This is a genomic window from Luteimonas galliterrae, assembly GCF_023374055.1.
Taxonomy (GTDB): Bacteria; Pseudomonadota; Gammaproteobacteria; order Xanthomonadales; family Xanthomonadaceae; genus Luteimonas_C; species Luteimonas_C galliterrae.
Genome location: NZ_JAMBEP010000003.1, coordinates 154,197 through 168,815, shown reverse-complemented (window position 1 = coordinate 168,815; position 14,619 = coordinate 154,197). Strand labels below are relative to the sequence as shown.

Below are 14,619 nucleotides of genomic sequence, written 5' to 3'. Positions count from 1 at the left end.
TCCCTCTCCCGCGTAGGGGAGAGGGAAAAGCATGCGGCTCAATCCGGCAACACCATGCTCACGCACAGTCCGCCGCCGTCGCGGTTGAGCAGGGCGATGCGGCCGCCGTGCGCTTCGGCGATTTCTCGCGCAAGCGCCAGGCCCAAGCCGGTGCCGTTGCGCTTGGTCGAATAGAACGGCAGCAACGCGTTGGCCAGCACCGCTTCGTTCATGCCACTGCCGCGGTCGAGCACCTCGATGCGCCAGGCATCGGGCAGCCGGCGTAAGGATAGTTTGACTTCGCTCGGCGGCGTGCCGGATTCGTGCGCGTTCTTTAACAGGTTCAGCAGCGCCTGCTCGAGCTGCGCGCTGTCGAACCGGGCATGGCCATCGATCTCGTCCCCTTCCAGGGCGAAATCGACCTGGGTGCGTAGCTGCGCGATGAAGCGCGGCCAATGCGTGGGTTCGGCCCGCGGCGCGGGCAGCTTGGCGAAACGCGCGTAGCCGCGGATGAAACCTTCCAGATGGCGTGCGCGCTCTTCGATCGTGGCCAAAGCCTCGGGCAGGCGTTCGGGTTGGCCGCGCCGCAGCAGTTCCGCGCCCGAATGCGCCAGCGAGGCGATCGGCGCCAGCGAGTTGTTCAATTCGTGGCTGATCACGCGGATCACTTTCTTCCAGGTCTGCACTTCCTGGCGGCGCAGCTCGGTGGTGAGCTGGCGCAACAGCAGCAATTCGTGGCGGCGTCCGTTCAGGCGGAAGTGGCGGCGCGCCAGATGGTACAGCTCCTCGTCGTCTTCCGTGCCGACCGCGAACAGGCCGTCGCCGCCGCGCGCGAACGCATCGCGCAAGCTGGCCGGCGCGAGCGCGAGAATCTCGTCGAAGCGATGTCCTTCGATGCGGCGACCCTCGCCGAGCAGCTTGCGCGCGGCCAGGTTGCCGAACACGATGCGGCCTTCCGGTTCCAGCAGCAGCATCGCCACGGGCGTGTTCTGCACCATCGTGTCGAGCAGCAGCTCGCGCTGCACCAGGCCCAGCCGTTGTTCGCGCAGCGCATCGCCCAGTTCGTTGTGCGCGGCGACCAGCTCGCCCAACTCGTCCTTGCCGTCCCAGGACAGGCCGAAGCTGAAATCGCCGTCGCGATAGCTGGCCACGGTACCGCCCAACGAACGGAACAGCGAATTCATCGGCGCGAAAGCGCGGCGCACATGGTAGGCCAGCAACGGCAGCAGCAATGCCACCGCAACGACGCCCGCCGACCAGATCGTCAGCCACTCCTGCAACAGCAACGCCAACGCCGCGGCGGCCGCCATGTACGCGACGGTCAGCGCGGCGAATTTCAGGCTCAGCGGAATGCGGCGCATCCAGCGCATCGGTCAGGCCTATTCCCGGCGTATGCCCAGGCGGTCCAAGCGCCGGTACAGCGCCTGCCGCGACAATCCCAACTCCGCGGCGGCCTGCGCGAGCACGCCGCCGTTGCGCTCGAGCGCCGCTTCGATGGCATCGCGATCGGGTTCTTCGGCCGAAAGGACGGCGCTTGTGGCCGAAACCGGCAGATCGAAATCCGACGCTCCCAAAGTGTCGCCGCGCGCCAGCAGGGCCGCGCGCCGCACCGCATTGCGCAGTTCGCGCACATTGCCCGGCCAGCTGTGGCGCAGCAGGACGTTCGCGGCGTCGTCGCCCAGGAACTTGCCTTCGGGCAGGAAGTGGCGCGCCAGCGGCAGGATGTCGTCGGGCCGTTCGGCGAGCGGCGGCAGTTTCAGTTCGATCGCATTGAGCCGGTACAGCAGATCTTCGCGGAACTGGCCGTTGCGGATCAGCGCCGGCAGGTCGGCGTTGGTCGCGCTGATCACGCGCACTTTCACGTGGCGTTCGCGATTGCCGCCCAGGCGTTCGAAACGCCCGGTTTCCAGTACGCGCAGCAACTTGATCTGCCCGGCCTGGGTCAACGTGCCGATCTCGTCGAGGAACAGCGTGCCGCCGTCGGCGGCTTCGAACTTGCCCTCGCGCGATTTGTTGGCGCCGGTGTAGGCGCCGGCCTCGGCGCCGAACAGTTCGGCCTCGATCAATTCCGAGGGCAGCGCACCGCAGTTCACGGCCACGAAAGGTCCGTTGCGCACCGACGAGTTGGCATGCAGGATTTCGGCGAATTTCTCCTTGCCCGAACCATTCGGCCCGGTGATCAGCACCGGCAGTTCCGAACGCGCCACTTGGCAGGCCAGCGCCAGCACGCGCTCGCTGGCGGCATCGGCGTAGACCAAGCCGCGCAGATCGTACTCGCGCATCAGCGCGGTGCGCCGGCGGCGTTCGGCCGATCTGTGCCGCGACAGTTCGTTGCGCGCCTGCGACAGCTCCAGCAGGTTGTTGACCGTGGCCAGCAGTTTGGGGTCGTCCCAGGGCTTGGCCAGATAATCGGCGGCGCCGGCTTTCACCAGTTCCACCGCATTTTCCAAGTGCGTCCATGCCGTCAGCAGGATCACCGGCAGGTCGGGATGGCGTTCGCGGATCGCGCGGAACAATTCCACGCCTTCCTCGCCCGACGTGGTGTCGGCGTGGAAGTTCATGTCCTGCACCACCAGGTCGACGGGTTCGCGCTGCAGCAGGTCCAGGCCGGCCTGCGGCGACTCCGCGCGCACGGTGTCGATGTCGTGCAGCGAGAACAGCAGCTCGAGCGCGGTGGCGACGGAAGGGTTGTCGTCGATGACGAGAATCGTAGGCATGAGGTGGTCTTGTAGGTCGAGCCAACGCGCCCGACGGCTTGGGTTCGCGCGCGTCGGGGGCGTAGCCCCGACCTACAGGTTAAACGCTTCTGGTCGCGATCGCCGGGGGTACCGCCGCGGCGCGCAAGGCCGGGCCCAGCACGGAGACCTGGCCCAGCAGCCACAGCGCGATCGCGCCGATCGGCAGGTAGTAAAGCGGCAACCGCGGCAGCTCGTACTTGCCCATCAGCAGCTGGTTGATGGCATAGGCCAGCAGCATGCCGATCACGATGCCGAGCGTGGCCAGCAGGAAGTTCTCGACCTGGAAGTAGCGCAGGATCTGCGCCCGGGTCGCGCCCAGCGCGCGCCGCACGCCGATCTGGCGCGTGCGCTGCTGCACCCAGAAGCTGGCCAGGCCGACGATGCCGAGTGCGGTCACGATCAGCAGCGCCGCGCTGACCGCCACCAGCAGCCAGGCCATGGCTTTGTCCTGGCGGTAGTACTCGTTGCGCAGTTGCTCGAAGGGCTTGCTGTCTTCTTCCATGACGATGCGGTTGAGGCTATTGCGCTTGAGCAACTCGATGGCGGATTTGAGGGTTTCGTCGCGCCGCGTCGGGTCGCCGACACGTATCAGATACCTTCCGGAAGGGATATGCACGGGGAACATCATCGAATCTTCGTAGTGCGCATCCTCCTCGGAATTGTCCCGGGACCGCACCAAGCGCTCGACTATGCCGACGATCCGCATCGGCTCCTCGCCCCAGCTGTAGATCGATTTGCCGACGGCGTTTTCGCCGGGGAACAATTTATCGGCCATGTGCTGGCTGATGATCGCCGACGGGATCGAGACTTTGCTGCCTGGCGCCTGCAATGCCTCCCATTCGACGAACTCGTCGGCGTTGAACTTGCGCCCGGCGACCAGCTTCAGGCCCAGCGCGTCCAAAAGCTGCTCGCCGCCAAGATAGACCGAGGCGCTGAGGTTGCTCTGATCCTGGTCCTTGACCAGGGTGACGCCGCTGTTCCAGGATGAATTGCCGAAGGTGGTCTGGTTGACGGTGCTGACGGCGACGACGCCGGGCAATCCGCGCAGCGCGGCCAAATCCGAACGGGTTATCGCAGCGAGTTCCTTCTCATCGGTACCCATCCCCGTCCATTCCGCCACCACGATCCGGTCTTCCGCAATCCCGCTCGGGCGGTTCATGCGTTCGAGGCGGTTGCCGATCAGGAACAGGGCGTTGCAGATGATCGCGGTGCTGAGCGCGATTTCGAGCACGATCAGCGCCGCGGCGGTCTTGTGGCGGCGCAAGGTGGAAAGGATAGGACGCAGTTCCATGGTGGTTCTCCAGGGTTGTCATTCCGTACGGAGCGATGAACTTGCTGTCGCTTCCAAACAGGTCCCTCACTTCGTCCGGGATGACAAAAAAGTGAGCATGCGGGTTACTGCGATTTCAGCTGGATCGCCGGCGCCACCTGCATCGCGCGCCAAGCGGGCAGCAAGCCTGCGATCAAACTGGCGACGATCGAGAGCGCGAAAGTCGTCAACAGCATGGAAGGATTCAGGTGCGCCAGATCGGCGTAGTCGGCCGGCTGCTGCCGCACCGCCCACAAGCCGAGCAGGGCCAGCCCCAGGCCGAGCACTCCGCCGGCCAGGCCGACCGTGCCGGCTTCGATCAGGCACTGCACGAAGATCTCGCGGCGCGAGGCGCCCAGCGCACGGCGTACGCCGATCTCGCCGCTGCGGCGCAGGAACTTGGCCAACAGCAGCCCCACCGTGTTGATCAGGCACACCAGCAAGAAACCGAACGCCAGCCAGGTCTGCAGGCGCACGTCGCTGGGCACGACCTTGTTGATGTCCAGCCACTCCATCACGTTGCTCAAGCGTACATTGGTCGGACGTTGGAAACGTCCGGCAGCGCGCTGCTCGTCGGAATAGTTGCTCAGGTATTGGCGGTAGGCCTCGGCCTTGGCGGGCGTGTCCAGCTCCACCCAATACTGCAGCCAGGCGCAGGGCGCGTTGACGCCGTACTGGCCTTCCGGGTCGTCGTCGCTCTCCTTGTCGTCGTCCCAGCAGCTCATGTTGCCGTTGACGATCAGTTTCAGGTCGCGCGAGGTCGAAAACGGCACGAACACCTGCTCCAATTCGCCGTAGCGATCGCTGCTCATGTCGTAGAACCTAGGCGTAGGCCGCCAGTCTTCGAGCACGCCGACGATGCGGAAAGCGGTGTTCTGCAGCTGCACGGTCTTGCCGACGCTGTTGCCGCCATCGAACAGCTTGTCGTTGAGTTTCTTGGAGATCACCGCCACGCGGTCGCGCTTGGCGTCTTCGGTCGCCGTCCAGGCTGTGCCGTATTTGAACGGTGCTTCGAACATCGGGAAGAAATCCGCGGAGGTGTAGCGGGCGCCAACGCGGAAGGGGGTCATGCCGGCGATATCAGGGGTCACGCTGATGGCTCCGCCGCTCATCACCGCCTGGCGGTCGCCGCGCTTCTGGCGGAGCATGTTTTCCGCATCGAAGCGCGTCATCTGAAATTGCGGGTCTTGTCCGGGGACATAGCCACGCCTGGTCTCGGGATCCATCTGCGGATAGAACAGCTGGGCACTCTTGGTCGGGATCGGATCGCCCGACAGGATGTAGAACACGGTCAGCGTGGTCATGCTGGCGCCGATGCCCAGCGCGATCGCCAGCACCATCAGCGCGGTCAGCACCTTGTTGCGCTTGAAGCTGCGCAGCGCGAGGTTGAAGTAATAGCCGAACATGGCGGCGTCCTCAGGCGTGGGTGGAGGCGGCGTGGCCGTTGGCGTGCAGCAGGCCGCGCTCGGTGGCGATATCGGTGGCCATGCCGTCGACGATGTGCACGTTGCGCTGGGCGCGCGCCGCCAATTCCGGATCGTGGGTCACCATGACGATGGTGGTGCCCTGGGCGTTGATCTCTTCCAGCAGCTCCATCACGCCGCGCGCCATTTGCGAGTCCAGGTTGCCGGTGGGTTCGTCCGCCAGCAGCAGGCGCGGACTGCCGGCCAGGGCGCGGGCGATCGCGGCGCGCTGCTGCTGGCCGCCCGACAACTCGGCCGGGAAGTGCTTCATGCGCGAGCCCAGGCCGACCTGGCCCAGCGCGTCTTCGATCCGCAGCTTGCGCTCGGCCGCGTTCATGCCGCGGTAGCGCAGCGGCACGTCGACGTTGTCGAACAGGTTCAGGTCGGGAATCAAATTGAAGCTCTGGAAGATGAAGCCGATCTTGCGGTTGCGCAGCTTGCTTCGCGCATCGTCGGACAGGCCGCGCACGTTCTCGCCGTCGAGCACGTATTCGCCGCCGGTGAAGTCCTCCAGCAGGCCGGCGATGTTGAGGAAGGTAGTCTTGCCCGAGCCGGACGGGCCCGTGACGGCGACGAACTCGCCTTCGCGGACGTGCAGGTCCAGCGAACGCAACGCGTGCGTCTCGACCAGTTCGGTGCGGTAGACCTTGGACACTTGGCGCATGTCGAGCATGACGTTCTTCCTCTGGCGGTGTTGTTGCGTGATGTGGCGTTCGTGGTTGGTTGCGGTGCCGCGATGGCGGGTTTAAAACCCGCCTGCATTCTTCAATTGATTTTTATGCGCTCGGCATCGCCGAACTGGTCGCTGCCGGAAACGACGATGCGTTCGCCCGGTTGCAGGCCTTCCAGTATTTCGACTTCGCCCAGGCTGCTGACGCCGGTCCGGATCGGCCGGCGTACCGCGCTGCTGCCGTCGACCACATAGGCGTAGCGGCCGCCGTTCTGCTCCAGGAACGGGCCGCGCTCGACCTTCAGCGCGTTGCGGCGCGTGTCCAGCACGATCCGCGCGCTCAGGCGCTGGTTCTGGCGCAGGCCGGGCGGTTGCTTCTTGTCGAAGCGCAGGCGGGCGTTGACTTCGCCGTTGACCACTTCCGGCGATACCGCGGACACCTTGCCCGGATACGGGTCGCCGGTGCCGCTGGTCAGCTGCGCCGGCATGCCGATGGCGAGATCGCGCGCGAAGCTTTCCGGCACCTTGATTTCCACTTCGAACACGCTCAGGTCGACCACGCTCAGGATCGGCGCGTTGATCGCCACGTTCTGGCGCTGGGTGATCTGCACCTGGCCCACTTGTCCGTCGAAGGGCGCGCGCAGCGTCAGCGCTTCCACCTGGCGCCGTTGTTCGATGACGATCGCGCGCTGGCGGTCGGCCAGCAGACGCTTGTTGCGCGTATCCAGACCCGCGCCCTGGCCTTGCAGGCCTTCGTCCTTGCGTGCGTGCTCGAGGCCGATCTCGGCCTTCTTCAGTTCGTCCTGGGCCTTGGCCACGTCCACCTGCGCGACCGCGCCGCCTTCGAAGCCGCGCTGGTAGCGTTCCAAGTCGCGTTGCGCGGCGACGCGTTCGATCTCGGCCTGGTCGAAAGCCTTGCGTGCGGTCGCGCGCGCGAGTTGCGCATCCAACGCCGCGCGGCTGGCCTCGGCCTCCAGGCTGGCGAGCGTCGCTTCCTCCTGCGCCAACTTGCTACGCAGTTCGGGACTGTCGATCTCGGCCAACGCCTGGCCTTTCTTGACCACGTCGCCGGCCACCACCTTGAGCGTCACCGTGCCGCCGGCGATCGCGTACAGCGTCGGGCTGTTGGCAGCGATCACGCGGCCGTCGGCGGATATGTCGCGCACCAGGTCGCCGCGCTTCACCTCGGCGATGCGCACGCGCGCGCTGTCCACGGAGCGGCTGCCGCCGCTCCAGCCGCTGACGACCCAGGCGCCGAGCAGCAGCACGGCGAGGCAGGCGCCGCCGATCAACAGCGCGTTCTTGCTCGGCAGCTTGCGGGCCTTGCCCGGCATGGCGAAGCTGCGGTCCTGGCCGGACGTGTCGCGGATGCCGATGGTGCGGTCTTGGCCGGAGGTGTCGCGGATGCTCATTCGGGTTCCGAAACGATGAAAGTCCTGGTTCCGTTAAAGCAAGCCCCATGCCAACGCACAACACGTTGATCCGATTGATTATTTAGCTGTATCGCAGGTGTCCGGCCGTCCGTTGTCCGGGCGGCCGGACGGCCGCCCGCCGCGGCGGCCGTTAAACTGGGCGCATCCCCAGCAAGGATTTCCCATGTGCGGCATCGTTGGCGCGATCGCGGATCGCGATGTGGTTCCGTTATTGATCGAAGGCCTCAAACGGCTTGAGTACCGCGGCTACGATTCGGCCGGCATCGCCGTGGTCGACAGCGATGCGGTAAGGCGCGTGCGCCGCACCGGCCGCGTCGCCGAGATGGAGGCCGCCGCCGGCGCCGAAGGTTTCCATGCCTCGCTGGGCATCGGCCACACCCGTTGGGCCACCCATGGCGGCGTCACCGAAGGCAATGCCCATCCGCACATCAGCCACGGCGAACTGGCCCTGGTGCACAACGGCATCATCGAGAACCACGAGCAGCAACGCGAACGCTTGCGCGCGCTCGGTTACGAATTCGAATCGCAGACCGACACCGAGGTCATCGCGCACCTGATCCACCATTATCAGAGCGAAGGCCACGATCTGCTCGCCGCGCTGCAGCGGGCGGTGAAGGAACTCGACGGCGCCTACGCGATCGCCGTGATCAGCAAGCGCGATCCGCAACGCATGGTGTGCGCGCGGATGGGCTGCCCGCTGCTGGTCGGCCTGGGCGAGGGCGAGAATTTCGTCGCCTCCGACGTGTCGGCGATCGTATCGGCGACCCGCCGCGTGATCTTCCTGGAGGAAGGCGACACCGCCGAAGCGACGCGCGAGCAGGTGCGCGTGTTCGACGCCGCCGGCAACGAAGTCAAGCGCGAAGTGCACGTGTCCGACGTGTCGCTGGCCTCGCTGGAACTCGGCCCTTACCGGCACTTCATGCAGAAGGAGATCCACGAGCAGCCGCGCGCCATCGCCGACACCATCGAAGCGATCATCGACCAGAACCGGTTCACGCCGGCCTTGTTCGGCGCGGGCGCCGAAGAAGTCCTGCGCGACATCGATGCGGTGCAGATCCTGGCTTGCGGCACCAGCTATTACGCCGGGCTCGTTGCGCGCTATTGGATGGAGTCGATCGCCGGCATTCCCTGCGCCGTCGATATCGCCAGCGAGTACCGCTATCGCCAGGTGGTCGCCAATCCCAAGCAGCTGATCGTCACCATCTCCCAGTCCGGCGAAACGCTGGACACGATGGAGGCGCTGAAATACGCCAAGTCGTTGGGCCAGGAGCGTACGCTTTCGATCTGCAACGTGCCCGAAAGCGCGATCCCGCGCGCCAGCAAGCTGGTGTTCTACACCCGTGCCGGCGCCGAGATCGGCGTCGCTTCTACCAAGGCCTTCACTACCCAGCTGGTGGCGTTGTTCGCGTTGACCGGCACGCTGGCCAAGCTGCACGGCCGCCTGGACGCGCGGCAGGAAGCCGAGCTGCTGGAAGCCCTGCGCCATCTGCCCGGCAGCGTGCAGCACGCCTTGAACCTGGAACCGCAGATCATGGCCTGGTCGGAGCGTTTCGCGCCCAAGCAGCACGCGCTGTTCCTGGGCCGCGGTGTGCATTACCCGATCGCGCTGGAAGGCGCGCTCAAGCTAAAGGAAATCTCCTACATCCACGCCGAGGCCTACCCGGCCGGCGAACTCAAGCACGGGCCGCTGGCGCTGGTCGACGCCGACATGCCGGTGGTGGTGATCGCGCCCAACGACAAGCTGCTGGAGAAGGTGAAGTCCAACATCCAGGAAGTGCGCGCGCGCGGTGGCGAGATGTTCGTGTTCACCGACCAGGACAGCCAGTTCACCGATTCGGAAGGCGTGCACGTGATCCGCACGCCGCGGCATGTCGGCGTGCTGAGCCCGATCGTGCACGCGATACCGGTGCAGCTGTTGGCCTACCACGCCGCACTGGCGCGCGGGACGGATGTCGACAAGCCACGCAACTTGGCCAAATCCGTCACGGTCGAGTAGTTTTTTGCCGTTACCCCCCTTGAACAACGGGGTCAAAGGGGATTTGCTTGCCCGCACGCTCAAAGCAAAATCAAAAGAAAATCCTCCCCGGCCCTGCTTTTTCAAAGGAAGGAGCTAGGAGCATGGCTTTGCGAGCGGTTGCGAACGCTGTCCTGATCTGGTCGGCATCCATCGCAGTCGCCGCCGAGCCGCCGAAGCCGTGGTTCCCCGCCGAGCCATCCTGCACAGTCATCACCGCGCCGGCCGACGCCGTCGCCGTCGTCACCCCGGGCGGCTTCATGCTGGTGCATCCGCGCAACGACCGCATCGCCGACGACTACAGCGGCTGCAAGACCTTGTGGATCTACGACGATCCGGACGTCCCGCGGCGCTGGGCGACGCTGCGCTTCGCGCACGGCGAGCTGGTGCGCGCGGTGATCTGGCGACGCGATGCGCAGGAGGTGGCCGACCGCGTCTGCGATCGCCCGGCCAGCGCGCAGGCGCCCGAGTGCAGCGGCGTCGAAGGCAACGAGTTGACTGCGTTGCGGCTGCCGAGCTGGCCGCGCGTGTGCGCGACCGATCCGGATCGGAAAGAATGCGCGCAAGATCCGCGTTGATCACTGTCTGATTCCGGGATACCGCGTCGAAGATGCGCAAGATCCTCCACATCGACATGGACGCTTTCTACGCCTCGGTCGAGCAGCGCGACGACCCGTCGCTGCGCGGCCGTCCGGTGGTGGTGGCCTGGCGCGGCGCGCGTTCGGTGGTATGCGCAGCTTCCTACGAGGCGCGCAAGTTCGGCGTGCGCTCGGCGATGCCGGCGGTGCGCGCCGAGCGGCTCTGCCCGCAGGCGGTGTTCGTGCCGCCGGACTTCGTGCGCTACAAGGCGGTGTCGCGGCAGGTGCGCGAGATCTTCCTGCGCCATACCGATCTGGTCGAGCCGCTGTCGCTGGACGAAGCCTATCTGGACGTCACCGCGCCCAAAAGCGAATTGCCCAGCGCGACCGCGATCGCCGAAACGATCCGCGCACAAATCCGCGACGAAACCGCCTTGACCGCCTCTGCCGGCGTAGCGCCGAACAAGTTCCTAGCCAAGATCGCTTCCGACTGGAACAAGCCGGACGGCCAGTTCGTGATCCGTCCGGCCCAGGTCGAAGCCTTCCTGATGCCGCTGCCGGTGGCGCGCATTCCGGGCGTGGGCAAGGTGATGCAGGCCAAGCTGGCCGAACTGGGCATCGATACCGTCGGCGATCTGCGCGCGTTCGCGCTCGAGGACCTGGAAGCGCGCTTCGGCAGCTTCGGCGCGCGCCTGTACCGCCGCGCGCGCGGCATCGACGAGCGTCCCGTCGAACCGAACCAGCCGGTGCAGTCGATCTCGGCCGAGGATACGTTCGAACGCGATCTGCCGCTGTCGGAGATCGAGCCGACGATCCGCCGGCTGGCCGAGAAGACCTGGCAAGCGGCGGCGAAGACCGAACGCGTCGGCAGGACCGTGGTGCTCAAACTGAAAACCGCGCAGTTCCGGATACTGACCCGCAGTCATACACCGGAAGCGCCACCGGCTTCGCTGCAACAGTTTGTCGACATCGCGTTATCGCTGCGCCATCGCGTCGATCTGGCGGAAGACACGCGCTATCGGCTGGTGGGCGTGGGACTTGGGGGGTTCCGTGATCGCAACCTTGCCCCGCAAGCCGCCTTGTTCGAAACGGACACGGAGGACGGTGGCTCTCGGTCACGCTAGGCAGATAAGAAACCAGCAGGCAAGGAAGAAATCCTCGCCTGCCGGCACGACTTACTGCACAAACTCAGCTACGAACGCATCAATTTCCTGGCTCATTGGCTTATGGCTTCCCGGTGACGATAGGGCCTCATCTGTGGAATTGCTTGGGCCCGTCACGTATATGTGATTTTGGGCATCTAGAGCGATGCCTCCACCGGGCCTCGCAGAACCAAAATCACTTGTACCGAGTTCAGCGCCGTTGCCGCCATACAGCGTACCCCAGAGTTTGTGAAGGTCGGCGTCCAACTTCGTCAGAACGAGGTCATTTTGCCCGCCGCCATACAGAGTGTCATAAGCACCAGGCGTCACCATGCCGGTCCAGTTGGCGCTGTTTGCCTCGCTGAAGACATATACATTGCTTTCGGCGTCCAGGCCAACATCTAACAGAGTTTGCTCGACGTGTATGGTGCCGAGATAACGCCCAGTTTTCCGAGAACCGCCGGCATCGAACCTGGCCAGGAAGAGATCTGCCCCTCCATTGAGGTCTACGTCCTCTGCATCCGGAGTAGCGGCGAAGGCGTCGGAAAGCGTTACCCCGCCAAGAACTGCATCGAAATTCTGATCTATTGCTACGCTTGTCTGGTCTTCCATGTCGCTACCGCCATAATAAGAACCCCAGACGGTCTTTCCGATTGTGCCACTGATTCTGGCCAAAAAAGCGTCAAACTCGCCGCCAAAATCTATGTCGTGCCCATTTTTCGTTGCGATGCCGCCTGTAGAACTGGTTTGGCCAGTGATGAAACAAATATCTTCTGCCATTGCAGGTCTGCACGCGATATCAGTTGCGAGGTCTATTGACTCACCGCCGTAGTAACGCGCCCACAGCAAGTTACCCTGCGTGCCGAATTTTGCGACGACCCCATCCCACCCGCCGCCATGGGTGGCATCGACGCTCGAGGGAGGGACTAGCCCCATTGAAGAAATTGTGGAGCCGATCAGATAAACGTTGCCGGCGGGCGTAACTGAAATTGCGGTTGCGCCATCCGTGGAATCGCCACCGAAATAAGTGTTCCATTGCAGAGCCCCGCCAGGGCTGAACTTAGCCAGCACCATGTCTGAGGGACCGTCGCAAGATTTATCGAAGGTATTTGCCAGCCCTTCGGATGGACACTTCGTCGTCCCGACCACATAGACGTTGCCATTTTGGTCGAGACCGACATCGACGAGCTCCGTGCCCGGACCGTCGCCGTAATAGGTGCTCCATATCAGTGCACCATCGCTGTCGAATTTGGCGAGGTAGCCCTCGGCGGGGTTGTTGAAGAAGGGATCAAACCCGTCGGGTGTGGCAATGCCGTCTCCAGAGTGGGTTTTGCCTACAACGTACACATTTCCTGCTGCGTCGACTGCGACCTTATGGCCGATTTCTTCCTTCATACCGCCGAAAAACGTGCCCCAAGCTCGGGTCTGGGCGGCTGCGTCGGTTGTGTAAGTGGCTAAAGAAGCGGCTAAACAGCCAACCGCCAGTATTCCGAACGATTTCATGGCAATTCTCGTCTTTCGACCGGGGGATTCCGGTCGTTTTAAGACGACAAGTGCCGAAGGAAGTGGCCACGACAAGGCCGATGTTGATGTGGAGACGCCGCTGATTTGGAGCGATATGCCTCGGCGAAGGCTGGGGTCAGTCCTGATCGTGCTCGGTGTCGCCCGGCTCGTCGAAGAAACTCAGCGCCGGCGGCGCCTCTTCCTGCATCATCGTCGTGGTAACCGGCGTGGCCGCGGGGCGGCCGCGCGGCGGTGGCAGTTTCGCGATGGCGGCTTCGGCGGCCTGCACGAGTTCGGCGCGGCGCGCTTCGGGCACTTCCTGCCAATGGCAGTCGAGCAGCGCGCCTTCCAGCGCGTACAACAGATTCAAGCTGGGTTTGAAGCCGGCACGCTTGACCCGCATGAAAGCTTCCAGCGCACCGGCCGCTTCCAGGTCCGCACGCGAGCGCAGTCCCACCTGACGCAGCCAGGCTGCGCTCTTGGGGCCGATATTGCGCAGTTTCTCGCCGCTCATGACAGCGACTCCACGAAAAGGGCGGCGATGGCTTCCAGGCCGCGCTGGTCGTCTTCGTCGAAACGGTCGGGAATCGGGCTGTCGATATCGAATACGCCTATAAGTTCGGTGCCGCGCAACAAAGGCACCACCAACTCGGAACGCGAGGCGGCATCGCAGGCGATATGGCCGGGGAACGCATGCACATCGGCGACGCGCTGCGTCTGCCGGGTACGCGCCGCGGCGCCGCATACGCCCTGGTCGAGCGGGATGCGCACGCAGGCGGGCAGGCCCTGGAACGGCCCCACCACCAGCTCCTGGCCGTCGTAAAGATAGAAGCCGACCCAATTCAGATCGGGCAGGGCATGGGCTACGAGCGCCGACAGGTTGGCGGCGTTGGCGATGCGGTCGCGCTCGCCGGCCAGCAGCGCGCGCGCCTGCTCCAGGAGTTGCGCGTACTGCTCCGGCTTGGTGCCGGCGAGGGCGTTGGCGGCGAACATCCGGCGAGTGTAACAGGGGGCGGGGGCAGGCATTACCATGGCCGAAACGAGGGGTTTGGCATGAATTCGCGGTTCTACATCACCGGCACCGATACCGGCATCGGCAAGACCGTGGCCAGCGTCGCATTGCTGCATGCGCTGCGCGCGCGCGGACTGCGCGCGGTCGGCATGAAGCCGGTCGCCAGCGGTTGCGAACGCATCGACGGCGCATGGCGCAACGAGGACGCGCTAGCGCTGCAGAAGGCGAGCGATCCCGCGACCGGCTATGCGGACGTCAACCCTTACGCGCTGCCGTCGGCGACCGCGCCGGAACTCGCGGCGCGCGAAGCCGGTGTCGAGATCGCCTTGCCGCCGATCGTCGAAGCCTACCGGCGGCTTGCGGCAAATGCCGATGCCGTCGTGATCGAAGGCGTGGGCGGCTGGGCGGCGCCTTTGTCGGCGCGACTGGACCAGCGCGACCTGGTCCGCGCGCTGGATTCGCCGGTGATCATGGTGGTGGGATTGCGCTTGGGATGCATCAACCACGCGCGGCTCACCGCGCAGGCGATCGCCGCCGACGGCGCGAACCTCGCGGGATGGATCGGCAACGACATCGATCCCGCGCTGCCGCAGGCGGATGCTTATTTCGATCTGTTGCGGCCGCGGCTGGCCGCGCCTTGCCTGGGGCGGCTGCCGTTCTTGGCCAACGGGTCCGCGAGCCGACTGGCGCGCCTGATCGATTGCGAACCGTTGCTCGCGATGAGCTCTTCGTAGGAGCGGCTTTAGCCGCGAGGTCTTCCGCCACGCTCGCGTTGGCT

The 14,619-nt window shown here is 65.1% G+C and carries 13 protein-coding genes; 4 read left to right on the top strand and 9 right to left on the bottom strand.

Annotated elements, in window-relative coordinates; genetic code table 11:
- Window positions 1-38 precede the first annotated feature (38 nt).
- The 6 genes from M2650_RS13405 to M2650_RS13380 all read right to left on the bottom strand — a co-directional run bounded on the left by M2650_RS13405 (window position 39) and on the right by M2650_RS13380 (window position 7,571).
- Window positions 39-1,349, bottom strand: a complete 1,311-nt coding sequence (locus M2650_RS13405) for a sensor histidine kinase (RefSeq protein ID WP_425602551.1) — start codon at window positions 1,347-1,349, stop codon at window positions 39-41.
- Between the two features lie 9 nt (window positions 1,350-1,358).
- Window positions 1,359-2,696 carry a sigma-54-dependent transcriptional regulator gene (locus tag M2650_RS13400; RefSeq protein ID WP_249475338.1) on the bottom strand — a complete coding sequence of 446 codons (1,338 nt, stop codon included), beginning with the start codon at window positions 2,694-2,696 and terminating at the stop codon, window positions 1,359-1,361.
- A gap of 79 nt (window positions 2,697-2,775) precedes the next feature.
- The gene (locus M2650_RS13395; RefSeq protein ID WP_249475337.1) at window positions 2,776-4,008 is read right to left on the bottom strand and encodes an ABC transporter permease; all 1,233 of its coding nucleotides are present in this window, start codon (window positions 4,006-4,008) and stop codon (window positions 2,776-2,778) included.
- A gap of 104 nt (window positions 4,009-4,112) precedes the next feature.
- Window positions 4,113-5,432 carry an ABC transporter permease gene (locus tag M2650_RS13390; RefSeq protein WP_249475335.1) on the bottom strand — a complete coding sequence of 440 codons (1,320 nt, stop codon included), beginning with the start codon at window positions 5,430-5,432 and terminating at the stop codon, window positions 4,113-4,115.
- A 10-nt stretch (window positions 5,433-5,442) separates the two neighbouring features.
- Window positions 5,443-6,162, bottom strand: coding sequence for an ABC transporter ATP-binding protein (locus tag M2650_RS13385; protein ID WP_249475332.1), 720 nt, complete (start codon window positions 6,160-6,162; stop codon window positions 5,443-5,445).
- A 92-nt stretch (window positions 6,163-6,254) separates the two neighbouring features.
- The gene (locus tag M2650_RS13380) at window positions 6,255-7,571 is read right to left on the bottom strand and encodes an efflux RND transporter periplasmic adaptor subunit (protein WP_249475330.1); all 1,317 of its coding nucleotides are present in this window, start codon (window positions 7,569-7,571) and stop codon (window positions 6,255-6,257) included.
- A 184-nt stretch (window positions 7,572-7,755) separates the two neighbouring features.
- On the opposite strand from M2650_RS13380, the gene glmS reads away from it, so the two are divergent.
- From glmS to dinB, 3 genes are all read left to right on the top strand, one after another.
- Window positions 7,756-9,588 (top strand): glutamine--fructose-6-phosphate transaminase (isomerizing), encoded by a 1,833-nt coding sequence (glmS, locus tag M2650_RS13375; protein WP_249475328.1) that lies wholly within the window; start codon window positions 7,756-7,758, stop codon window positions 9,586-9,588.
- Window positions 9,589-9,710: 122 nt separating this feature from the next.
- Window positions 9,711-10,184, top strand: coding sequence for a hypothetical protein (locus M2650_RS13370; protein WP_249475327.1), 474 nt, complete (start codon window positions 9,711-9,713; stop codon window positions 10,182-10,184).
- 32 nt (window positions 10,185-10,216) lie between these two features.
- Entirely contained in the window at window positions 10,217-11,308 is a 1,092-nt protein-coding gene (dinB, locus tag M2650_RS13365) for a DNA polymerase IV (RefSeq protein WP_249475326.1), read from the top strand.
- Between the two features lie 51 nt (window positions 11,309-11,359).
- On the opposite strand, the gene M2650_RS13360 is transcribed toward dinB, so the two are convergent.
- The 3 genes from M2650_RS13360 to M2650_RS13350 form a co-directional block, all read right to left on the bottom strand.
- Window positions 11,360-12,829 carry an SBBP repeat-containing protein gene (locus tag M2650_RS13360; RefSeq protein WP_249475324.1) on the bottom strand — a complete coding sequence of 490 codons (1,470 nt, stop codon included), beginning with the start codon at window positions 12,827-12,829 and terminating at the stop codon, window positions 11,360-11,362.
- Between the two features lie 136 nt (window positions 12,830-12,965).
- Window positions 12,966-13,343, bottom strand: a complete 378-nt coding sequence (locus M2650_RS13355; protein ID WP_249475322.1) for a TfoX/Sxy family protein — start codon at window positions 13,341-13,343, stop codon at window positions 12,966-12,968.
- The gene (locus M2650_RS13350) at window positions 13,340-13,822 is read right to left on the bottom strand and encodes a GAF domain-containing protein (protein WP_249475320.1); all 483 of its coding nucleotides are present in this window, start codon (window positions 13,820-13,822) and stop codon (window positions 13,340-13,342) included. Before M2650_RS13350 ends, M2650_RS13355 begins: the two co-directional genes overlap by 4 nt.
- A gap of 60 nt (window positions 13,823-13,882) precedes the next feature.
- Here M2650_RS13350 and bioD point away from each other — a divergent pair, with 60 nt between their 5' ends.
- Complete coding sequence (bioD, locus tag M2650_RS13345) at window positions 13,883-14,575, top strand: dethiobiotin synthase (protein ID WP_249475318.1); 693 nt, start codon at window positions 13,883-13,885, stop codon at window positions 14,573-14,575.
- The last annotated feature ends 44 nt before the right edge of the window (window positions 14,576-14,619 follow it).

Coding starts and splice junctions, on each gene's coding strand:
- M2650_RS13400 (WP_249475338.1), bottom strand. CDS start 2,696: ATGCCTACGATTCTCGTCATCGACGACAACCCTTCCGTCGCCACCGCG.
- M2650_RS13380 (WP_249475330.1), bottom strand. CDS start 7,571: ATGAGCATCCGCGACACCTCCGGCCAAGACCGCACCATCGGCATCCGC.
- dinB (WP_249475326.1), top strand. CDS start 10,217: ATGCGCAAGATCCTCCACATCGACATGGACGCTTTCTACGCCTCGGTC.
- glmS (WP_249475328.1), top strand. CDS start 7,756: ATGTGCGGCATCGTTGGCGCGATCGCGGATCGCGATGTGGTTCCGTTA.
- bioD (WP_249475318.1), top strand. CDS start 13,883: ATGAATTCGCGGTTCTACATCACCGGCACCGATACCGGCATCGGCAAG.
- M2650_RS13355 (WP_249475322.1), bottom strand. CDS start 13,343: ATGAGCGGCGAGAAACTGCGCAATATCGGCCCCAAGAGCGCAGCCTGG.
- M2650_RS13390 (WP_249475335.1), bottom strand. CDS start 5,432: ATGTTCGGCTATTACTTCAACCTCGCGCTGCGCAGCTTCAAGCGCAAC.
- M2650_RS13385 (WP_249475332.1), bottom strand. CDS start 6,162: ATGCTCGACATGCGCCAAGTGTCCAAGGTCTACCGCACCGAACTGGTC.
- M2650_RS13350 (WP_249475320.1), bottom strand. CDS start 13,822: ATGTTCGCCGCCAACGCCCTCGCCGGCACCAAGCCGGAGCAGTACGCG.
- M2650_RS13395 (WP_249475337.1), bottom strand. CDS start 4,008: ATGGAACTGCGTCCTATCCTTTCCACCTTGCGCCGCCACAAGACCGCC.
- M2650_RS13370 (WP_249475327.1), top strand. CDS start 9,711: ATGGCTTTGCGAGCGGTTGCGAACGCTGTCCTGATCTGGTCGGCATCC.
- M2650_RS13360 (WP_249475324.1), bottom strand. CDS start 12,829: ATGAAATCGTTCGGAATACTGGCGGTTGGCTGTTTAGCCGCTTCTTTA.
- M2650_RS13405 (WP_425602551.1), bottom strand. CDS start 1,349: ATGCGCTGGATGCGCCGCATTCCGCTGAGCCTGAAATTCGCCGCGCTG.